We start from the raw sequence: 20440 nt of genomic DNA on the forward strand, positions 1-20440 counted from the left end.
TGCCGGCCGGACTCGTTTCGTTCACCCTTCGGACTCATGGCGACTCGTGGATTTTCCACGAGTCGCGCCTTGACGGCGAGTCCCGGATGATTCAGAATCGGGGCTCAATTTCAGGCATAGGGTTTTGATCATGGCAGTCTTGGTAAAGGAACGGACACGCGCGAAGCCTGCGCCAGTCGCGAGGCCCGAACTGCCGCTCAACCGCATCCTGCGCGGCGATTGCATCGAATCCATGCGCGCACTGCCCAGCGCATCGATCGACATGATCTTTGCCGATCCGCCGTACAATCTGCAACTGGGCGGCGATCTGGCGCGCCCCGATGGCAGCCATGTCGATGCGGTGACGCAGGACTGGGACAAGTTCACCAGTTTTGCCACGTATGACGCGTTTACTCGCGAATGGCTGGGCGAGGCGCATCGCCTGCTCAAGCCCAACGGATCGATCTGGGTGATCGGCAGCTATCACAACATCTTTCGCGTCGGCGCCATGTTGCAGGACATGGGGTTCTGGATTCTCAACGACATCGTCTGGCGCAAATCCAACCCGATGCCCAATTTCAAGGGCACACGGTTCACCAACGCGCACGAAACGCTGATCTGGGCGTCGAAGAGCGAGAAGTCGAAATACACCTTCAACTATCGCGCGATGAAGACGCTCAACGACGAATTGCAGATGCGCAGCGACTGGGTGCTGCCGATCTGTTCGGGTGGCGAGCGCATCCGCAAGGGCGGCGTGAAGGCGCACCCCACGCAAAAGCCCGAGGCGCTGCTCTATCGCGTGCTGCTGGCCACCACCAATCCCGGAGACGTCGTGCTGGATCCGTTCTTTGGCACGGGCACCACCGGCGCGGTGGCGCGGCGGCTGGGGCGCGACTGGATCGGCTGCGAACGCGACGAGGGCTATATCGCGGTGGCCGAGGAACGCATCGAATCCGCGCTGCCGCTCGATGAATCCGCGCTGAAAACGATGCAGAGCCGCAAGACCGCGCCGCGCGTGGCATTCGGCGCGCTGGTCGAAGCGGGCTGGATCCGCCCCGGTGCCGAACTGGTCGACCGCAAGGGCCGCTTCCGCGCCGCGGTGCGTGCCGATGGCTCGATCGAGGCGGGGGCAGAGCCGGGCTCGATCCACGGCATCGGCGCGGCAGTGCAAGGCGCACCGTCGTGCAATGGCTGGACCTTCTGGCATGTGCTGCACGAGGGCGAAGTGAAACCGCTCGACGCCTTGCGCCAGTTGTACCTGCTCGCCACCGAGGATTGATCGGCACAATGACCGATACGATCTATATTCGCCCGATCGCGCTGGCGGAAAGCCCGCAGAGCGAGGAGGGCGGGGCGATCCGGCTGGGTGGCAGTCTGGCCTGGGCCAGCCGGTTTGCGCTGATCCACCGGCGCGATGGCAGGATCGTATCGCGCCAACGGCTGGGAGCGCGCGACGTGCCGGGCGCGATCGATGCGCTGCCGGCGGGTCTGGCCGCCGAGGCACAGGCGCAATGGGCCGATCTGGCGCGCGTGCATCCACCCCTGCAATGCGGGGGGCGCGTGTTGCGGCTCGATCAGCCGCTGGTGATGGGCATTCTCAACGTCACGCCCGACAGTTTTTCCGACGGTGGCAAGTTTCTCGACAAGCCCGAAACCGCGCTCGAACACGCGCACGCCATGCTGGAGGCGGGCGCAGCGATCATCGATGTCGGTGGCGAATCCACCCGGCCGGGTGCGGCGGCGGTATGGGAAGGCGATGAGGAACGCCGGGTCGTGCCGGTGATCGAACACCTGGCGGCGGCGGGCGCGGCGATTTCGATCGACAGCCGCCGCGCGAGCGTGATCGGTGCCGCCTTGCGGGCCGGGGCGCATGTGGTCAACGATGTGTCGGCGATGCGCCACGATCCGCGCACGCCCGCGCTGGTGGCGCAAAGCGGGGTGCCGGTGGTGCTGATGCATGCACCGGGCGATGCCAGCGATCTGCACGATGATGGCACCTATCGCGATGTTGTGCTCGACGTGTTCGACATGCTGCGCGATAGCCGCGACGCCGCGCTGGCGGCGGGGATTGCGCGGAACCGTATCCTGATCGATCCGGGCATCGGTTTCGGCAAGACGCTGGCCGAAAATCTGGCATTGGTTAACGCGCTGCCGATCTTCCACGCGCTGGGGCAACCGATCCTGTTTGGCGCCAGCCGCAAACGCCTGATCGGGGCGCTGGCCGGTGAAGTGCCTGCGCACCGGCGCATGCCGGGCTCGCTGATGCTGGCGGTGCAGGCGGCGCAGGCAGGCGCGCATATCCTGCGCGTGCATGATGTGCCCGAAACGGTGCAGGCGATGCAGGTGTGGCGCGGGCTGCGCGATGCGGCGCTGACCGATTTCAGCCAGATCGCGGATTAAGTTGCGACGTCAGGCCGCGTTGTCGATGCCCAGTTCCGACAGTTTGCGATAGAGCGTCGAACGCCCGATCCCCAGCCGCCGCGCAACTTCGGTCATGCGCCCGCGATAGTGGCCGATGGCCAGGCGGATCACATCGGCCTCGATTTCTTCAAGCGGGCGCAGGTTGCCGTCGGGACCAAACAGCATGACGCCCGCGCCATCGCTGATCTGTTGCGGCAGGCGCACTGTTTCGCCCACCATGTTGGCCAGCTTGGGAAAATCGGCGGCGGTCAACGCTTCGCCGTCGCAGAACACCGCGGCGCGGAACAGCGTGGCCTGCAATTGCCGCACATTGCCCGGCCAGTCATAGGCCGCCAGCAGCGACAGGGCGCCATCGGTGATCCCCAGCGGGCGCAGGCCCGGCTGTTCACCGATCCGCGCCAGAAAGTGGCGCGCCAGCGCCGAAATATCCCCGGCGCGTTCGCGCAAGGCGGGCAGGCGTACTTGCGTCATCGACAGCCGCGCAAACAGGTCGGCATCGAACAGCCCAGCCTCGACCAGCACCTTCAACGGGGCATTGCTGCACACGATCAGGCGCACGTCGAGCCTGAACGAATGGCGTGCGCCGATCGGCTGCACATCACCGCGTTCGACAAACTGGCTCAGCCGCGCCTGCACTGGCGGGGGCAGGCGGTCGATCTCGTCGATCACCAGCGTGCCGCCATCGGCATGCTGCAACGCGCCGACATGACGTTCAAAGGCCCCGGCAAAGGCGCCCTTTTCATGCCCGAACAGCACCGATTCCATCTGGTTGGGCGCGATCCCGCCAGCATTGACGATGCGCAGCGGCAACTTGGCGCGCGCGCTGGCGGCGTGCATCGCGCGCACCAGCATTTCCTTGCCGGTGCCGCATTCGCCTTCGATCAGCACATGCGCATGGGTACGCGCGGCCTTGGCCGCCACTGCCAGCGCGGCGCGAAACGAGGGGGCGGCGCCGATCATCGAATCGAAATCGAGCGCCGCGCCCAGCTTTTCGGTCAGCGGGTGCAGTTCGGAACTTTGCACTTCGGGCGCGGTCGCGGCACGCAGGGCCTGGACGAGGCGGTCGGGCGCGATCGGCTTGATCAGGTAATCGGTCGCCCCGGCGCGCATCGCTTCGACGGCGAGCAAGGGTGAGGAACTGGTCGTCAGCATCAGGATCGGCAGGCCCGGACGGCGCGCCTTGAGTTCGGCAATCAGATCGCACGCCTGATCGCCCGGCACCCATTGATCGAGAATGATCGCCCCCAGCCGCATGCCCTGGCGCGTGCCGAGCGTGGCAATCGCGGTTTCCGAATCGCGTGCGACCACCGTGCGCCACCCTTCGCGCGCGGCCAGCGCCGAAACGAGCCGGATTTGCGCCGGTTCGTCATCGATCAGCATCAACAGGCGATCTTCGATGTCAGACATGCGCCATCCGGTCCGGTTGCTCAAACATTCGGTGCCGAAATCGTCGAAAAGCCGACTGCGGCACGGGTCTTGATCAACAGGTGATAGTCAGATTGGGTAAAAACCGGATTAAGGCCGCAAATTGCTGTTGCCGCTTGAGCAGGCGCTTGCGGGACGATACAGCATGGCAGACAGTGGCGTGCCAGCAAGGCATGGCAACCAGACTTTGAGGGGTATGACATGGGATCGGCAAACGACATCAAGGCCGCGCGCGAAACGTATGAAGGCTTCATCGGTCTGATCAAGATTTCGGTCCCGGTGATTGCCGTGATCGTCGCCTTTGTCGTCTATCTGATTCATTGACGCCGCAGGTGGCGCAATCGGTCGCGATCGCCGTCCTGCGTGAGCGGGCGGCGGGGGAAACGCGCGTCGCGGCAACGCCGGAAACGGTGAAAAAGCTGACTGCGCTGGGCGCCACGGTCACGGTCGAGGCAGAGGCAGGCTTGGCCGCGTCGATTGCCGATGCCGACTATGCCGCTGCCGGGGCACGCATTGCCGAAAGCGCGGCGGCGCAGGGCGCCGATATCGTGTTCGGCGTGCAGGGGCCGGAGATCGACGTGCTGGCCGGGGCCAATCCCGGCGCATGGGTGGTGGCCGGGCTCGATCCGTTCGGGCGACGCGACCGGGTGGAGGGCTATGCCGCCGCCGGACTGGAAGCGCTGGCGATGGAATTCATGCCACGCATCACCCGCGCGCAATCGATGGATATCCTGTCGAGCCAGGCCAATCTGTCAGGGTACAAGGCGGTGCTGATCGCCGCCAATCTCTATGGCCGGGCCTTTCCGATGATGATGACGGCGGCCGGCACGGTCAGCGCGGCCAAGGCGTTTGTGATGGGTGTGGGCGTCGCCGGGTTGCAGGCGATTGCCACCGCGCGGCGGCTTGGCGCGCAAGTGTCGGCCACCGACGTGCGATCCGCCACCAGGGAACAGATCCAGTCGCTGGGCGCCAAGCCAATCTTCGTTGAAAACGTCGCGGGGATCGAGGGCGAGGGCGCGGGCGGCTATGCGACCGAAATGAGCCCCGAATACCAGAAGGCGCAGGCCGAGCTGGTGTCCAGCCATATCGCCAAGCAGGATATCGTGATCACCACCGCGCTGATCCCCGGGCGCGCCGCGCCGCGCCTGATCAGCGACGCGCAGATCGCCACGATGAAGCCCGGCAGCGTGATCTATGACCTGGCCGTGGCACAAGGCGGCAATGTCGAAGGATCGGTGCCCGATCAGGTGGTTGAACGCCACGGGGTGAAAATCGTGGGCTTTAGCAACACCCCCGCGCAATTGCCCGCCGACGCCTCGGCGCTCTATTCTCGCAACTTGTTCAACTTCCTCAACGCCTTCTGGGACAAGGACGCAGGCCGCCCGGTCCTCGACGAGGAAATCGGCAACGCCATCCGCCTGACCCAGGGCGGCAAGATTGTCCACGAAAGGCTCCACCCTTGAATCCTCCCCGTCCCGGGGAGGGGGACCACGCGAAGCGTGGTGGAGGGGCCTCGCCCCACACGATACGCCCGGCGGTAAAGCACGCCCGAGAATTGCGCAGGGCGATGAGTTTGCCCGAAGTGCTATTGTGGCAACAGTTGAGACTGCGCCCAAACGGCCTGAAATTCCGCCGCCAGCACCCGATCGGGCCTTATGTGGTGGACTTCTGCTGCCTGACGTCAAAACCGGCCGTCGAAATCGACGGCTTCGCGCACGACACCGCGGAACGGGCCGCGCGAGACACGATCAGAACACGGTTTTTGCAAGACAACGGGTACAGGGTGATCCGGCTTCCTGCGGTGCAGGTTATGGCGGATGCGGTTGGTGCGGCTGGGGCGATCGTGGGGTGTGGGGCCTGGCCCCTCCACCACCCTGCGGGCGGTCCCCCTCCCCGTGCCGGGGAGGATTGAGTATGGACTTTGTTAGCATTCTGTCGATTTTCGTGATGGCGTGTTTTGTGGGCTATTACGTGGTGTGGTCGGTCACTCCGGCGCTGCACACGCCGTTGATGGCGGTGACCAATGCGATTTCCTCGGTGATCGTCGTGGGCGCCTTGATCGCGGGGGCGGCGCAAGGGTCGGTCGTGTCGAAATGGCTGGGGCTGGCGGCGGTGGTGCTGGCCAGTGTCAACATCTTTGGCGGATTTGCGGTGACCGAGCGGATGCTGGCGATGTACAAGAAGAAGGACAAGAAGTGATGGAATTGTCCGCTTCTTCAGCCTGGGTGCCGCTGGCCTATCTGGTCGCAGGTGTGCTGTTCATCATGGCGTTGCGCGGGCTGTCGAGCCCGGCGTCTTCGCGCGCAGGCAATCGCTATGGCATGATCGGCATGACCATTGCGATGGTCACCACGCTGATCACCCACGGCATTGCCAGCCTGCCCGAGATCGCGGGCGCGATTGCGATCGGCGGCGGGATCGGCTTTGTCACCGCGCGCCGCATCAAGATGACCGACATGCCGCAACTGGTCGCTGCTTTCCACTCGCTGGTCGGGCTGGCGGCGGTGCTGGTGGGGCTTGCCGCCTATCTCAATCCGGTGGCGTTCGGGATTGCCGGGGCCGATGGTGTCATCGAGACGCAGAGCCGGGTCGAAATGGGCCTGGGCATCGCGATCGGCGCGATCACGTTCTCGGGCTCGATCATCGCGTTTCTGAAACTGGCCGGCAAGATGAGCGGGTCGCCGATCCTGCTGCCCGGGCGTCATGCGCTCAATCTGGGCACTTTGGCGCTGATCATCGGACTGGTCGGGTGCTTTACCCAGGATCAGGACTTGTGGGTGATCGCCGCGATCACCGCGCTGTCGTTCGCCATCGGGTTCCTGCTGATCATCCCGATCGGCGGGGCCGACATGCCGGTGGTCGTCTCGATGCTCAATTCCTATTCGGGCTGGGCGGCGGCCGCGATGGGCTTTACGCTGCACAACACGGCGATGATCATCACCGGCGCGCTGGTCGGATCGTCGGGTGCGATCCTGTCGTATATCATGTGCAAGGCGATGAACCGCGGGTTTCTGTCGGTGATCGCGGGCGGGTTTGGCGCCGAAGCGGCAGCCAGCGGCGGCCCGGCCAAGGAACAGCGCCCGTGGAAACGCGGCAGCGCCGAAGACGCGGCCTATATCATGAAAGAGGCCGAAACCGTCATCATCATCCCCGGCTATGGCATGGCGGTCAGCCAGGCGCAGCATGTGCTGCGCGAAATGGGCGACCAGTTGAAGGCGCTGGGGGTCAGCGTGAAATACGCCATCCACCCGGTCGCGGGCCGCATGCCGGGCCACATGAACGTGCTGCTGGCCGAGGCCAACGTGCCCTATGACGAAGTGTTCGAACTCGAAGACATCAACGGCGAATTCGCGCAGGCCGATGTCGCCTTCATCATCGGCGCCAACGACGTGGTCAACCCGGCGGCCAAGACCGACAAGTCATCCCCGATCTATGGCATGCCGGTGTTCGATGTGGACAAGGCCAAGACGATTTTCTTTGTGAAACGCTCGATGGGCGGGGTCGGCTATGCCGGGGTCGACAACGATGTGTTTTATATGGACCAAACCATGATGTTGCTGGCCGATGCCAAGAAAATGGTTGAAGACATCGTCAAGGCTCTGGCGCACTAGAACCTGATGACGGAAAGGGCACGATACGCCAGCGACCCGCAACGGTCGCGCGGGCGGGAATTCGGTGTGGAGGCATCGAGCGCACGCGGTCCGCGCAGCGTGTTCCAGCGCGATCGCGACCGGATCATCCATTCGATCGCGTTCCGCCGCCTGCGCCACAAGACGCAAGTGTTCGTCGCACCCGATGGCGATCACTATCGCGTGCGCCTGACCCACAGTCTGGAGGTTGCACAGATCGGCCGGGTGATCGCGCGTGCGCTGGGGCTCGACGAAGACCTGACCGAGGCTCTGTGTCTGGCACACGATATCGGCCATCCGCCATTTGGCCATGCGGGTGAGGACGCGTTGCAGGCGGCGCTGGCCGACCATGGCGGGTTTTGCCACAATGCCAACACCTTGCGCGTGCTGATGCGGCTGGAAAGCCCTTATGTCGAACATGACGGGCTCAATCTGACCTGGGACATGCTCGAAGGCCTGGCCAAGCACAACGGGCCGGTGACCGACGCGCCCTGGGCGCTGGCGGAACTCGATGCCGCCTTTCCACTTGATCTGGGCAGCCATGCCTCGCTGGAGGCGCAAGTCGCGGCGATTTCCGACGATATCGCCTATGACAACCACGATATCGACGATGGTTTGCGCGCCGGGTTCCTGACGCTCGATCACTTGCTCGAACTGCCCTCGCTGGCCGAACAGTGGTATGCGATCGAGGCGCGGTTTCCCGGAGGCCAGCGCGACCGGCTGTTGCGCGAGCTGGTGCGCGGGCAGATCGGGCGGATGGTCAACGATGTGCTGGACGAAACCCGTGCGCGGATTGCCGCCAGCGGTGTGGCCAGCGCCGGCGAGGTGCGCGCGGCGGGGCAGACGCTGTGCGGGTTTTCGGCCCAGATGCGCGGCGAAGAGCGCAGGCTCAAACAGTTCATGTATGCGCGGCTCTATCTTCACCCCGATCAGGTCGCGGTGGCCGGGGTGGCACGTGATGTGGTGGCGCGGCTGTTTGCCGCATTTGCCGACAATCCGGCGCTGTTGCCGCCGGGCTGGCAACAACGCCTGCCGTCGGGCAATCCGGGCCGCGCGCGGGTAATTGCCGACTATATCGCCGGGATGACCGACCGTTTCGCGATCGAGACTTTTGCCCGCCTGACCGGCGAAACGCCCGAAGGGCTGCGCAATGTCTGAGGGCGTGCCGCTGTTGCTGGTGGGGGCAACCGGGCTGATCGGCGCGGCGGTGATTGCCGCGACTGCCACGCAACCCGATGTCCATCTGGCCGCGCTTGCCCGCCGCGAGGCGCCGCTGCCGCCCGGCGCGCGGCTGGAAATGCTGGTGGCCGATCCCGCCGACTGGCCCGCCGCGATTGCACGCGCACGCCCGCACGTGCTGATCCTGGCGCTGGGCACGACGATTGCGGCGGTGGGCGGCGACCGGCAGGCGTTTCGTGCAGTCGATCACGATCTGGTCTGCGCCGTTGCGCGCGCCGCCCGCGCGGCAGGCACGCGGCAGGCGATTCTGGTGTCCTCGGTCGGCGCCGATGCCGTGTCGCGCAATTTCTATCTGTCGGTCAAGGGCGAGACGGAAGCCGCGCTTGGCGCGCTCAATTTCGCGCGGTTCGATGTGCTGCGGCCCGGCCTGTTGCGTGGGCGACGCATGGGCGCGCCACGCCCGGCCGAACGCCTGGGACAAGTGCTGGCGCCGCTGATCGATCCGCTGTTGCGCGGGAATCTGGCGAAATACCGATCGGTTCACGCGCGCGAAGTGGCCGCCGCGATCCTGGCGCTGGCAGGGCAGCCGGGGCGGGGGCGCCATGTCCATGGCTCGCCCGATATCCACAGGCTGGCACGCCAAGGCTTGACCTGAATAACCAAAATGATGCAGTGCGATAAGCGTCGCTGATCGACGCGGGAGAGTTCTGCGCGAATCGGCCCCCACCGGGGCCGGGTCGCAAGGACGCCGAAGGAGCAACCGCCCCGGAAACTCTCAGGCACCAAGGACCGCGTGGATCAACAGTGATGCTCTGGAAAGAGCACCGGCCCTTGGGCTCGGTGCCGCCGAAGGGGTAACCCCGCCGCCGCATTCTCACTGCGCCGGCCTTGGGGAAAACTCTCAGGTTCCGTGACAGAGGGGGCTCCGTTTGACGCCCTCAAAGCGCGGAGCCTGTGATTGTGAGCCTTACACACGATACTGATACGAATCGGGCCGAAACCCTGCGGGCCTTGCCGCTGGATGCCTGGCACCGCGCGCGCGGCGGCCGGATGGTGCCCTTTGCCGGGCACGCGATGCCGGTGCAATTCGAAGGCATCATCGCCGAACATCTGTGGACGCGGCGCAATGCCGGGCTGTTCGATGTGTCGCACATGGGCCAGTTGCTGATCGCGGCGCCCGGTGCCGACCAGACGCCCGCGCGACTGGCCCTCGAAGCCTTGCTGCCCGCAGATCTGGCCAGTCTGGATCTTGGCGCCCAGCGCTATTCGTTGCTGCTCGATGACCGCGGTGGGATTCTCGACGATCTGATGATCACTCGCTGGCCGGGCGGCTTTTTCCTGGTGGTCAATGGCGCCACCCGCGCCGCCGATGTGACCCATATCGCCGCGCATCTGCCCGCTGGCGTTACGCTGACCGAGCGCAGCGATCACGGTCTGCTGGCCCTGCAAGGCCCCCGCGCCGCCGAGGCACTGGCCTCGCTGGGGCTGGAACCGGCGCAGCCGCAGATCGTGCCGGTCGAACGGTTGTGGTTCATGGCCGCCGGGCCCTATCGCTGGAACGGGGCCGATCTCCATGTCAGCCGCTCGGGCTATTCGGGCGAAGATGGCTATGAAATCGCGGTGCCGGTGGCGGCCATTGCCGCCTTTGCCGACGCACTGGCGGCGCATCCGGCGGTGCGTCCGGTCGGGCTGGGCGCGCGCGATTCGCTGCGGCTGGAGGCGGGGTTGCCGCTCTATGGCCATGATCTGACGCCCGATATCGATCCGGTCGAGGCCGGGTTGGGCTTTGCCATCGCGCGGCGTCGCCGCGCCGAGGGCGGCTTTCCCGGCCATGCCAAAATCGTCGCTGCGTTGGCCGGGGGCCCCGCGCGGCGCCGTGTCGGGTTGATCATCGACGGGCGGCTTGCTGCGCGCGAAGGCGCCATGGTCCTGGCTGGCAGCACGCCGGTCGGCACGGTCACCTCGGGCGGCTTTGCCCCCAGTCTGGGCCATCCGATCGCCATGGCGTTGATCGATGCGGCCCATGCCGCGCCCGGCACCCCGCTTTCCATCGACATGCGCGGGCGGGCGATTGCCGCGCGCGTCGTGCCGATGCCCTTCGTTCCCCACCGTTATCATCGCAAAGGAGTTGCCTGATGCCCCGCTATTTCACGCGCGACCATGAATGGATCGAAGTTGATGGCGCCGCCGCCCGGGTCGGGATCACGCATTATGCGCAAAGCCAGTTGGGCGACATCACCTTTGTCGAAGTGCCCGCCGTGGGCGCGGTGCTGGTGCGCGGCGACAGCGCGTCGGTGATCGATTCGGTCAAGGCGGCCAGCGATGTCTATGCCCCGGTCGGCGGCACGGTCACCGCGATCAATCCCGCGCTGGAAGAGGCGCCCGATCTGGTCAATTCCGCGCCCGAAGGCGATGGCTGGCTGTGGGACATGGATCTGGCCGACCCGACCGAGCTTGACGATCTGCTCGATGCGCAGGCCTATGCCGATCTGGTGGCGGCGCTGTGATGCGGATGTTGCCACTGGGTGCGGCGGATCGCGCCGCGATGCTGGCGACGATCGGCGCGCAAGCGATCGATGATCTGTTCGTCGATGTGCCGGCCGAGGCGGTGCTGCACGGGCCGATCCCGGGTCTGCCGCTGCATGCCAGCGAACGCGCGGTCGAACGCCATATGGCCGCGCTGTCGGCGCAGAACCTCACCGCCGAACAGGCGCCGTTCTTCTGCGGCGCGGGGGCCTATCGCCACCATATCCCCGCCAGCGTCGATCACCTGATCCAGCGCGGGGAATTCCTGACCGCTTATACCCCCTATCAGCCCGAAATCGCGCAAGGCACGTTGCAGGTGCTGTTCGAATTCCAGACCCAGGTGGCGCGGCTGTTCGGGTGCGATGTTGCCAATGCCTCGCTCTACGACGGGTCGACCGCGTGCTGGGAGGCGATCGCGATGGCCACACGGGTGACGCGGCGCAACCGCGCGGTGCTGTCGGGCGGGCTGCACCCGCACTATGCCGAAACCGCCGCGACGATGGCCCGGTTCGCCGGGGATGATCTGTGCATGCTGCCCACGCGGGCCGAAGCCGACAGCGACGATGCCGCCGTGATCGCCGCGATCGATGGGCAGACCGCCGCCGTAGTGGTGCAATACCCCGATGTCATGGGCCGCATTCCCGATCTGGCCGCGATCGCCGCCGCCGCGCATGCGCAAGGCGCGCTGCTGATCGCGGTGGTGACCGAACCGGTCGCCTTGGGCCTGATCGAAAGCCCCGGCGCGCTCGGTGCCGATGTGGTGGTGGGCGAGGGGCAGGCGCTGGGCGTCGGCCTGCAATTCGGCGGGCCTTATCTGGGCCTGTTTGCCTGTTCGGAAAAATTCCTGCGCCAGATGCCGGGGCGCCTGTGCGGCGAAACCGTCGATGCCGATGGCAAGCGCGGTTTCGTGCTGACCCTGTCGACCCGCGAACAGCATATCCGGCGCGAAAAGGCGACATCGAACATCTGCACCAATTCAGGGCTTTGTGCGCTGGCCTTCAGCATCCATCTTAGCTTGCTGGGGGGCAGCGGGCTTGAACGCATGGCGTCCATCAGCCACAGCCGCGCGGTCGCCACGGCGCGCGCGCTGGGCGCCGTGGCCGGGGTGTCGGTGATCAACCACACCTGGTTCAACGAATTTGCGCTGCGTCTGCCGCGCCCGGCGGCCGACGTGGTCGAGGCGCTGGCCGCGCGGGGCATTCTGGGCGGGGTGCCGTTGTCGCGGCTCTGTCCTGATCGCGCCGATCTGGCCGATGTGCTGCTGATCGCGGCGACCGAATGCACCGATATGCACGATATTGCGGCGCTGGCCGCCGCGCTTGGGGAGGTTTTGGCGTGAACGACATCAACACCGCCGGATGGCGGCCCTCGCTCGGCACCATCGATGGGGCTGCGTTGCCCGACACGGTTACCGGCAACCGCGCGCTCGACTTGCAGGAACCACTGTTGTTCGAAATCGGCCATGCCGATCGCAGCGGGGTCGATTTCGACGACGTGGAACCCGACGTGCTGCCGACCCTGCCGCGCCGGGCCGCGCGGGTCGATCTGCCCGGCCTGTCGGAACCCGAATGCGTGCGGCATTATACCCGCCTGTCGCGGCAGAACTATGCGATCGATCTCGGGCTGTTTCCGCTGGGGTCGTGCACGATGAAGCACAATCCCCGCCTTAACGAGAAAGTGGCGCGGATGCCGGGCTTTGCCGCGGTCCATCCGTTGCAACCGCAATCGAGCGTGCGCGGTGCGCTGACCGTGATCGCCGAACTGGCCGACTGGCTGGTGCGACTGACCGGCATGGCGGCGGTGGCAATGAGCCCCAAGGCCGGGGCGCATGGCGAACTGTGCGGGCTGATGGCGATCCACGCCGCGCTCGATGCGCGCGGCGAAGGCGACACCCGCCGGGTGATCCTGGTGCCCGAAAGCGCGCATGGCACCAATCCCGCCACGGCGGCATTCGCCGGGTTTGCGGTCGCGGGCATTCCCGCCGGGCCCGACGGGCGGATCGATCTGGCCGCGCTGCTGGCACGGCTCGGGTCCGATGTGGCGGGGGTGATGATCACCAATCCCAACACGTGCGGTCTGTTCGAACGCGACATCAAGACGATTGCCGATGCGGTGCATGCCGCCGGGGGCTATGTCTATTGCGACGGGGCGAACTTCAACGCCATCGTCGGGCGGGTGCGTCCGGGCGATCTGGGCATCGATGCGATGCACATCAATCTGCACAAGACCTTTTCCACCCCGCATGGCGGCGGCGGGCCGGGTTCGGGGCCAGTGGTGTTGTCGGCGGCGCTGGCCGACTATGCGCCGCGTCCGCATGTGGTGGGCGATGAAACGGGCGTGCGTCTGGTAGAGGCGGCGGCCGATCTGCCGCAGGCGTTCGGACGGATGTGTGCGTTCCACGGCCAGATGGGCATGTTCACCCGCGCGTTGGCCTATATCCTGACGCATGGCGCCGATGGCTTGCGCCAGGTGTCCGACGATGCCGTGCTGAATGCCAATTATGTCCTGGCCAGCCTGCGCGATGTGCTCGACGCGCCGTTCGCTGGCAGCGGCCCGTGCATGCACGAGGCGCTGTTCAGCGATCACGGCTTTGCCGAAGGGTTTTCCACACTCGATCTGGCCAAGGGCCTGATCGACGAAGGGTTTCACCCGATGACGGTCTATTTCCCGCTGGTGGTCCACGGCGCGATGCTGATCGAACCGACCGAGACCGAAAGCAGGGCTGCGCTCGATCAGTTCCTGGGCGCGATGCGCAGCCTGGCGGTGCGGGCGCGGGCGGGTGATCCGGCCCTGCGTGCGGCACCCCGCCATGCGCCCCGGCGGCGGCTGGATGAAACGTTGGCCGCGCGCAAACCCCGTCTGGTCTGGCGCGGCTAATTCGGCGCTTGCGCTTCCCGGCAATCCTTTTAATCATTCGATTAAGAGGATTGCCGGGGACAAGTCATGCGCGAAACAAGCGGCTTTGCGACGTTCGACGAATTCTTTCACCATTGGTCGCACCAACGCGGCGATGCGATTGCCCATCAGGAAGGCGATCGCACCACCACATTTGCCGAAATGGAAGTGCGGTCGCGCCAGATCGCCGCGTTTCTGGGTGAATTGGGGGTAAACAAGGGCGATCGGATTGCCTGGATCGGCAAGAACGCCGATCTCTATTTCCAGATCTTCTATGCCGCCGCGCGCATCGGCGTGGTCATGGCGCCGATCGGGTGGCGGCTGGCCCCGGCGGAAATGGCCTATATCCTCAACGATACCGGCGCACGGGTGGTGTTTGCGGGCAATGGTTTTGGCGATGTGGTGCGTGATTTGCGGGCGCTGGCGCCCCGCGTGACCCATGTGCTGGACGAAGAGGCCGCGGGCGAAGCCATTGCGGGCTGCCCGGCCATCGCGATCACCCCGGCGGGGCCGGACGATGCCGCGTTGCAGCTTTATACCTCGGGCACCACCGGCCATCCCAAGGGGGCGGTGCTGTGCCAGCGCAATTTCTTCGGCTTGCGCAAACCCGCGCTGGACGCCGGGCTGCCCTGGGCCGAATGGTCGGACGACGAGGCGATCCTGGTGTGCATGCCCTGCGCGCATATTGGTGGCACCGGGTTGGGCGTGATGGCGTTCAGCGGCGGGGTGCGCGCGATCATCCAGAGCGAATTCAGTGCCGAAGGCGCGCTGGCCGGGGTGGCGCAGGGGATCACGCGCTTTTTCATCGTGCCGGCCGCGCTGCAGATGCTGATCCAGCATCCGCTGGCGCAGCAGACCGATTTTTCGCGGCTGCGCTATGTGCTCTATGGCGCGGCGCCGATCCCGCTCGACTTGCTGCGCGAGGCGGTGACCACGATCCCCAATGCGCAGTTCATGCAGTGCTATGGCATGACTGAAACCACCGGCACGATCTGTGTGTTGCCGCCATGGGATCACGACATGGCGGGCAATGCGCGCATGCGATCGGCCGGGCACGCGGTGCCGGGGGTGGAAATTCGCATTGTCGATGGCGCGGGCCGCGAAGTGCCGCGCGGCACGGTGGGCGAGATTTCCACGCGCAGTTCCAACAATATGCTGCATTACTGGAACCTGCCCGACGCCACCGCCAAAACGATGGATGGCGAGGGCTGGGTGCGCACCGGCGATGCCGCCTATATGGATGACGATGGCTATGTGTTCATCCAGGACCGGATCAAGGACATGATCATCACCGGCGGTGAAAACGTCTATCCCGCCGAAGTCGAAAGCGCGATCTATGGCCATCCAGACATTGCCGAAGTGGCGGTGATCGGCGTGCCCGATGCGCGCTGGGGCGAGGCTGTGAAGGCCTGCGTGGTGCCCCGGCCCGGCCACACGATCGATCCCGACAGCGTGATCGCCTGGGCCCGGGCGCGCATTGCCGGGTTCAAGGTGCCCAAATCGATCGACGTGATCGACGCCCTGCCGCGCAACCCCACCGGCAAGATCATGCGGCGGAGTTTGCGCGAACCTTACTGGGCGGCGATGGAGCGTCAGGTCAATTAGTCGGCCTTGAGGTAGGTATCATACCATGCCAGAGCGCCGTCGTTGATCTGGCGCACGTGGTCGGGTTTGCGGATGCCGTGGCCTTCGCCTTCGAGGATGAGCAGCCGCGTCTTGACCCCCATCGCGTTGAGCGCGTGCCAGAATTCGACCGATTGCGGGGTGGGGCATTCGACATCGCGTTCGCCGACATAGATGAAGGTCGGCGTTCTGGCCTGCTTGATCGTTTCGAGCGGGGATAGTTGGCGATAGATCGCCGGATCGTCATAGGCCGATGCGCCAAAGAACGGGATCATCCAGCGATCGATGCCGTTTTCGCCGTAATAGCTGATCCAGTTGGCAACGCCCGCGCCAGCCACCACCGCATGGAACCGCTGGCTGTGGGTGACCGTCCACATCGCCATGAACCCGCCATAGGAATGGCCGAACAGCCCCAGCCGCCGATCATCGACCGGCGCGATCTTTTCCACCGCGTCGATCCCGGCCAGAATGTCGCGCAAGTCGCCCCCGCCGAAATCGCGCACATTGGCCCGGGTGAACGCCTCACCCTGGCCATAGCTGCCGCGCGGATTCGGATAGAACACGAAATAGCCGTGGCTCAGCAAGGCACGGGGCAGCCCGCCGCGAAAATCGTTGGCGAAAAACGCAGGTGTTGAGGCCGCGCTTGGCCCGCCATGCACATCGACCACCATCGGATAGGTCTTGCCCGGTTCGATGGTTTTCGGGGCCAGCAACCAGCCCTGCACGGTGTGGCCTTCGCTGGTCCAGGTGACGCTGCGCGCGGTTCCGGCGGCGACCAGCGCGGCGTTTTCGCGAGTCAGCGGATTGTCGACGCCCAGTTTGCCGATCGGGCCGGCGGTGATGTCCTGCGCATGGGTATAGTCCTCGATCAGCGTCGCGGCGCGTTCGCCCCGCGCATCGAGCGCGATTGCGCCGTCGCCCGCGCGAATGGTGGCGGGCGCGGCCCACACGGTGTGCAGCGCGCCGCTGGCCGGATCGACCGTCAGGATGGTCATCTTGTCACCGATCAGCGCAGTGGCCACCAACCGGTTGCCGCGCCACACGATCGAGGTGAACGTGCCCGTAAAATCGGGGGTGATATTGCGTGGTGCGCCGCCCGTTGCGGGAACCAGCCACAGATCGCCGCCGACCGAGCCGAAATCGCTCATCAGTCCGCCGATATAGGCGACCATTTTGCCGTCGGGCGCCACGCGCGGAAAATTGAGTTGATCCTTGGGCGTGGCGATCCGCGTCAGTGCGCCACTGGCCAGATCAACATGGTCAAGCTCTGCCACCCACCAGTTGTTGTCGCCATCGCCTTTGGCAGCAGTCGCGACAAAGCCCCGGCCGTCGGGGGTCCAGTCGTATTCATAGACGAATGTGTCGGCGGGCGAGACAGTGCGCAGCGCAGGGGCAGGGCCATCGGCAGCGATCACCGCGATGCGCTGTTCGTCGAACACTTCGCCGATATCGCCCACTTGCGGCGCGGCAGCCTGCGTTGCGCCCACCTCCTTGTGCGCGCCGATCACTGCCAGCACCGCCAGCGTCTTGCCATCGGGGGAAAAGCGCGGGCGTTCCGCCACCCCCGCGATCACCGCCCGGGCCACCGGCGCGCCATCGCTGACCTGGTAAACCGTGGTGGTCCCCGCCTTGCGGTCATGGGCGATGAACGCCAATCGATGCCCATCGGGCGAAAACACCGGGTCCTGATAATCGCACGTGGTGCAAGGGTCGAAGGTTGCCAGCACTGCGCCGGTGGTGGCTGAACGGACCACCACGCGCTTGTGCGGTTCGGCAGCAGCGTTGTCGGCCTGATCGGATTCGATCACGGCCAGGCGATCACCGGCCGGTGCCAGCGTCAGCCCGGCGAACACGCGGCGCGTGGGGGCATCCGCAGCGGGGGCCGCAGAGAGAGCGAGGGCAAGGGCAATCAAAGACATGCAGCAGGATCCCGGACTCGAGCGTCAGGCCGCGTTGGTGTGGGATTTGCGCGTCTTCGTCAATTTGTGACGGTCGACAAGGCGACATCGGTGCGGTTGGCGCGCAGGTGTTCGCGCCGTGCGATGATCGCGCCTGCGGCGATGATCGCCGGGGCGCCCAGCCAGGTGCTGGCCGGGGGCAAGTGGCCGAACACCAGCCAGCCCCACAGCAACGACCAGCCGAATTGCGCATAATCCATCACGATCACGCTCGATACCCGGCCATACCGCAGCGCGGTGGTTTGCAGCAGTTGCGAAAACAGCCCGAACCCCCCGATGCCGCCGATCATCAGCCAGCCGATCAGATCGTGGTGGAACACACGATCATAACCGGCCGGCGCGAACGGCAACGCCAGCGCGAGCAGCGGCACGCTGATCGCCGAAAAATAGAACACGATGGTCACCGGTTCCTCGGTGCGGCCCAGATCGCGCAACTGGATCGATATCAACGCCACCATGAACGCCGCCGCGATGCCCACCGCCAGCCCGAACAGCGGCAGATGCGAATGGCTGGGATTGGCCATGATCACCACCCCGATCAGTCCGAGCACCACCGCGCCGATCCGCCAGGGGCCAACCCGTTCGTGCAACAGCACTACCGACAGCACGACAGCAAAGATCGGCGCGGTAAACCCGAGCACGGTCGCTTCCGCCAGCGGCAGCAACAGCACCACGCCCAGGGTCAGGAACATCGTGGCGGCGCCGATGATCCCGCGCCGGGCATGGGCCAGCGGGCGCGCGGTGCGCAACCGGTGCAATTGCCCGCGCGCGGCCAGCCAGCCGAACAGCAGTACTGTGGGCACAACCTGGCGCAGCACCAGCGTTTCGGGAAACCACAGCCCGTGATCGCCGCTCAGCTTGACCAGCAGCAGCACGATCGAAAAGAGCAGCGCCGAGGCCAGCCGCAATCCCAGCGCCAGCATCGGGCGCTGTGTGACCGGCGCTCCGCGATGGAGCGCGCGCAGATGGTGATTGCTGTCGGCAGACATGGCACCACCGCCTTGGGGCGATGCGGCGCGCAGATCAAGTTTTAGAGTCTGTTTCGAAAGTGCCACCCACCACCCCGCACCCCCGGCCCAACCGCCCATTTAAGGTACCCTGTGGGTGGTTGGGCCGGGGGTGCGGGGTGGTGGGTGGCACAAAGTCGCCGAAAGGCGACTTTCGAACCAGGCTTTTACAGGCAGGCTTCGAGAAAGGCCTGGTCAAACCCGAACTGGCGCGCCTTTTCCAGCGTATAGGGCCGCAGGCCCGCGGCGCGGAATTCGCCGATGATCTTGCCGTCGTCACTTTCGTCAAGATATTCGAACTTGAACAGTTCCTGCGTGACGATCACGTCGCCTTCCATCCCGATCACTTCGGTGATGTTGGTGGTGCGGCGCGACCCGTCGCGCAGGCGTTTCACCTGCACGATCAGATCGACTGATTCGGCGATCTGGCGGCTGATCGCTTCCTTGGGGATCTTGATGTCGCCCATCAGGATCATGTTTTCCATACGGCCCAGGCATTCGCGCGGGCTGTTCGCGTGGAGCGTGCACATCGAACCGTCGTGGCCGGTGTTCATCGCCGCCAGCAGGTCGAAACATTCCGCGCCACGAATTTCGCCCAGGATGATGCGGTCGGGGCGCATACGCAGCGCGTTCTTGACCAGATCGCCGATGGTAATCGCGCCCTGGCCTTCAAGGTTGGGCGGGCGTGTTTCGAGCGGCAGCCAGTGCGGCTGTTGCAGCCGCAGTTCGGCGGCGTCTTCGATCGTCAGCACGCGTTCGCCCGGATCGATCATTTTCGACAGCGCATTGAGCATGGTCGTCTTGCCCGAGCCGGTACCGCCCGAAATCACCACGTTCATGCGGCAGGCCCCGGCGATTTTCAGCGCGGTGCACATCTTGTCGCTCATTGAACCGAAATCGCGCAGCATGTCGAGCGTGATCGGCTTTTCGGAAAATTTGCGGATCGAGATAGCGGTGCCGCGCAAACTGAGCGGCGGCACGATCACGTTGACGCGGCTGCCGTCTTTCAGGCGCGCGTCGGCCAGCGGCGTGGTCTGGTCGACCCGGCGGCCAACCTGGTTGACGATGCGCTGCGCGATCTGGAACAAGTGGCTTTCGTCGCGGAACCGGATCGGTGCCAGCGTCAGCTTGCCCTTCTTTTCAATATAAGTCTGGTCGGGGCCGTTGACCATGATATCCGACACGTCGGGGTCGTTGAGCAGTTCTTCCAGCGGCCCGAAACCGAGCAATTCGTCGATCAGCACTTTTTCCAGCGCGAACTGTTCGCGGCGGTTGAGCGTGACTTTCAGTTCGCCCAGCACTTCCATGATGATCGGGCGGAACTCTTCCGACAGCTCTTCCTTGGTCAGCGTGGCGGCGGCTTCGGGATCGACGCGTTCGAGCAGATGCGGCAGCACCTGTTCCTTGATCTTGTGGACCGAGGCCTCGAACCCTTCGGCGTGGTGCTGGTTTTCCACCACCTGGTTGGCGCGATCGGCCAGCCGGGCCATCGCATCGGTGTTCTTCGACGAACCGTCGTTGCCGTCATAGCCGCCACGACCGTCATTGCCGGGCAGGGGCACCGTTGGGCTGAGCGGTGGCGCACTGTCATTGCCCTTCATCGGTCGTGCAACGCCGAACGAAGGACGCATCGCGGCGCCCCCCCCGGCGGTACCAGCCTTGCGACCAAATGCGCTCATCCCTAACGATCCCGTCTGCCTGGTGCCCGCATGATCAATCCCCACGGGCAAATCTGTCGGATTGATAACCGTCACTAGACATAAAAATGCTTAGAATTTGCTAAACAGACCGAAATGTT

General features: G+C 65.4%; 19 protein-coding genes and 2 riboswitches. Of the genes, 15 read left to right on the forward strand and 4 right to left on the reverse strand.

Annotation, left to right across the window (positions count from 1 at the left end; translation table 11 throughout):
• The first annotated feature begins 130 nt into the window (after positions 1-130).
• Together AQZ49_RS01070 and folP are read left to right on the forward strand one after the other, a co-directional pair.
• Positions 131-1258 carry a site-specific DNA-methyltransferase gene (locus tag AQZ49_RS01070; protein WP_067611550.1) on the forward strand — a complete coding sequence of 376 codons (1128 nt, stop codon included), beginning with the start codon at positions 131-133 and terminating at the stop codon, positions 1256-1258.
• A gap of 8 nt (positions 1259-1266) precedes the next feature.
• Positions 1267-2379, forward strand: coding sequence for a dihydropteroate synthase (folP, locus tag AQZ49_RS01075; protein ID WP_067612529.1), 1113 nt, complete (start codon positions 1267-1269; stop codon positions 2377-2379).
• 9 nt (positions 2380-2388) lie between these two features.
• Here the strand turns inward: folP and AQZ49_RS01080 are convergent, their stop codons facing one another.
• On the reverse strand, positions 2389-3807 hold the full coding sequence (locus tag AQZ49_RS01080) for a sigma-54-dependent transcriptional regulator (protein WP_067612532.1): 1419 nt from the start codon (positions 3805-3807) through the stop codon (positions 2389-2391).
• 219 nt (positions 3808-4026) lie between these two features.
• Between AQZ49_RS01080 and AQZ49_RS21655 the strand changes: the two genes are divergently transcribed.
• From AQZ49_RS21655 to AQZ49_RS01135, 12 genes are all read left to right on the forward strand, one after another.
• Positions 4027-4149 (forward strand): aa3-type cytochrome c oxidase subunit IV, encoded by a 123-nt coding sequence (locus AQZ49_RS21655; protein WP_082701245.1) that lies wholly within the window; start codon positions 4027-4029, stop codon positions 4147-4149.
• Between the two features lie 8 nt (positions 4150-4157).
• Positions 4158-5288, forward strand: a complete 1131-nt coding sequence (locus tag AQZ49_RS01085) for an NAD(P) transhydrogenase subunit alpha (RefSeq protein WP_067612535.1) — start codon at positions 4158-4160, stop codon at positions 5286-5288.
• Complete coding sequence (locus AQZ49_RS01090) at positions 5285-5737, forward strand: endonuclease domain-containing protein (protein WP_255355387.1); 453 nt, start codon at positions 5285-5287, stop codon at positions 5735-5737. Before AQZ49_RS01085 ends, AQZ49_RS01090 begins: the two co-directional genes overlap by 4 nt.
• Before the next feature lie 2 nt (positions 5738-5739).
• Complete coding sequence (locus AQZ49_RS01095) at positions 5740-6024, forward strand: NAD(P) transhydrogenase subunit alpha part 2 (RefSeq protein ID WP_067611564.1); 285 nt, start codon at positions 5740-5742, stop codon at positions 6022-6024.
• The gene (locus tag AQZ49_RS01100) at positions 6024-7436 is read left to right on the forward strand and encodes an NAD(P)(+) transhydrogenase (Re/Si-specific) subunit beta (protein ID WP_067611566.1); all 1413 of its coding nucleotides are present in this window, start codon (positions 6024-6026) and stop codon (positions 7434-7436) included. The genes AQZ49_RS01095 and AQZ49_RS01100 overlap by 1 nt, the downstream gene beginning before the upstream one ends.
• A gap of 6 nt (positions 7437-7442) precedes the next feature.
• On the forward strand, positions 7443-8612 hold the full coding sequence (locus AQZ49_RS01105) for a deoxyguanosinetriphosphate triphosphohydrolase (RefSeq protein ID WP_067611569.1): 1170 nt from the start codon (positions 7443-7445) through the stop codon (positions 8610-8612).
• Positions 8605-9288 (forward strand): NAD(P)H-binding protein, encoded by a 684-nt coding sequence (locus AQZ49_RS01110; RefSeq protein ID WP_067611572.1) that lies wholly within the window; start codon positions 8605-8607, stop codon positions 9286-9288. Before AQZ49_RS01105 ends, AQZ49_RS01110 begins: the two co-directional genes overlap by 8 nt.
• A 32-nt stretch (positions 9289-9320) precedes the next feature.
• A riboswitch (glycine riboswitch) is annotated at positions 9321-9435 on the forward strand.
• Positions 9436-9560, forward strand: a riboswitch (glycine riboswitch).
• 33 nt (positions 9561-9593) lie between these two features.
• The gene (gene gcvT, locus AQZ49_RS01115; RefSeq protein WP_082701273.1) at positions 9594-10769 is read left to right on the forward strand and encodes a glycine cleavage system aminomethyltransferase GcvT; all 1176 of its coding nucleotides are present in this window, start codon (positions 9594-9596) and stop codon (positions 10767-10769) included.
• A complete protein-coding gene (gcvH, locus tag AQZ49_RS01120; RefSeq protein WP_067611578.1) occupies positions 10769-11140 on the forward strand; it encodes a glycine cleavage system protein GcvH in 372 nt (123 codons plus the stop codon). Before gcvT ends, gcvH begins: the two co-directional genes overlap by 1 nt.
• Entirely contained in the window at positions 11140-12498 is a 1359-nt protein-coding gene (gene gcvPA / locus AQZ49_RS01125) for an aminomethyl-transferring glycine dehydrogenase subunit GcvPA (protein WP_067611581.1), read from the forward strand. Before gcvH ends, gcvPA begins: the two co-directional genes overlap by 1 nt.
• A 5-nt stretch (positions 12499-12503) precedes the next feature.
• On the forward strand, positions 12504-14036 hold the full coding sequence (gene gcvPB / locus AQZ49_RS01130; protein ID WP_369819058.1) for an aminomethyl-transferring glycine dehydrogenase subunit GcvPB: 1533 nt from the start codon (positions 12504-12506) through the stop codon (positions 14034-14036).
• Between the two features lie 66 nt (positions 14037-14102).
• Positions 14103-15659, forward strand: coding sequence for a long-chain-fatty-acid--CoA ligase (locus tag AQZ49_RS01135; protein WP_067611591.1), 1557 nt, complete (start codon positions 14103-14105; stop codon positions 15657-15659).
• Here the strand turns inward: AQZ49_RS01135 and AQZ49_RS22935 are convergent.
• Positions 15656-16348 (reverse strand): alpha/beta hydrolase family protein, encoded by a 693-nt coding sequence (locus AQZ49_RS22935; RefSeq protein ID WP_369819059.1) that lies wholly within the window; start codon positions 16346-16348, stop codon positions 15656-15658. The two genes, AQZ49_RS01135 and AQZ49_RS22935, sit on opposite strands and share 4 nt — an antisense overlap.
• Here AQZ49_RS22935 and AQZ49_RS22940 point away from each other — a divergent pair.
• A complete protein-coding gene (locus AQZ49_RS22940) occupies positions 16331-17422 on the forward strand; it encodes a polymorphic toxin type 43 domain-containing protein (protein ID WP_369819060.1) in 1092 nt (363 codons plus the stop codon). The genes AQZ49_RS22935 and AQZ49_RS22940 overlap by 18 nt on opposite strands.
• 233 nt (positions 17423-17655) lie before the next feature.
• On the opposite strand, the gene AQZ49_RS01145 is transcribed toward AQZ49_RS22940, so the two are convergent.
• Positions 17656-18624: a DMT family transporter gene (locus AQZ49_RS01145; RefSeq protein WP_231738571.1), complete on the reverse strand. Its 969-nt coding sequence runs from the start codon at positions 18622-18624 to the stop codon at positions 17656-17658.
• 185 nt (positions 18625-18809) lie between these two features.
• Entirely contained in the window at positions 18810-20321 is a 1512-nt protein-coding gene (locus AQZ49_RS01150; RefSeq protein ID WP_197410870.1) for a TadA family conjugal transfer-associated ATPase, read from the reverse strand.
• Positions 20322-20440 lie beyond the last annotated feature (119 nt).

The organism is Novosphingobium sp. FSW06-99 (genome assembly GCF_001519065.1).
GTDB lineage: Bacteria > Pseudomonadota > Alphaproteobacteria > Sphingomonadales > Sphingomonadaceae > Novosphingobium.

Coding starts and splice junctions, on each gene's coding strand:
- AQZ49_RS01070 (WP_067611550.1), top strand. CDS start 131: ATGGCAGTCTTGGTAAAGGAACGGACACGCGCGAAGCCTGCGCCAGTC.
- folP (WP_067612529.1), top strand. CDS start 1,267: ATGACCGATACGATCTATATTCGCCCGATCGCGCTGGCGGAAAGCCCG.
- AQZ49_RS01080 (WP_067612532.1), bottom strand. CDS start 3,807: ATGTCTGACATCGAAGATCGCCTGTTGATGCTGATCGATGACGAACCG.
- AQZ49_RS21655 (WP_082701245.1), top strand. CDS start 4,027: ATGGGATCGGCAAACGACATCAAGGCCGCGCGCGAAACGTATGAAGGC.
- AQZ49_RS01095 (WP_067611564.1), top strand. CDS start 5,740: ATGGACTTTGTTAGCATTCTGTCGATTTTCGTGATGGCGTGTTTTGTG.
- AQZ49_RS01100 (WP_067611566.1), top strand. CDS start 6,024: ATGGAATTGTCCGCTTCTTCAGCCTGGGTGCCGCTGGCCTATCTGGTC.
- AQZ49_RS01105 (WP_067611569.1), top strand. CDS start 7,443: ATGACGGAAAGGGCACGATACGCCAGCGACCCGCAACGGTCGCGCGGG.
- AQZ49_RS01110 (WP_067611572.1), top strand. CDS start 8,605: ATGTCTGAGGGCGTGCCGCTGTTGCTGGTGGGGGCAACCGGGCTGATC.
- gcvH (WP_067611578.1), top strand. CDS start 10,769: ATGCCCCGCTATTTCACGCGCGACCATGAATGGATCGAAGTTGATGGC.
- gcvPA (WP_067611581.1), top strand. CDS start 11,140: ATGCGGATGTTGCCACTGGGTGCGGCGGATCGCGCCGCGATGCTGGCG.
- AQZ49_RS01135 (WP_067611591.1), top strand. CDS start 14,103: ATGCGCGAAACAAGCGGCTTTGCGACGTTCGACGAATTCTTTCACCAT.
- AQZ49_RS22940 (WP_369819060.1), top strand. CDS start 16,331: ATGCACATCGACCACCATCGGATAGGTCTTGCCCGGTTCGATGGTTTT.
- AQZ49_RS22935 (WP_369819059.1), bottom strand. CDS start 16,348: ATGGTGGTCGATGTGCATGGCGGGCCAAGCGCGGCCTCAACACCTGCG.
- AQZ49_RS01145 (WP_231738571.1), bottom strand. CDS start 18,624: ATGTCTGCCGACAGCAATCACCATCTGCGCGCGCTCCATCGCGGAGCG.
- AQZ49_RS01150 (WP_197410870.1), bottom strand. CDS start 20,321: ATGAGCGCATTTGGTCGCAAGGCTGGTACCGCCGGGGGGGGCGCCGCG.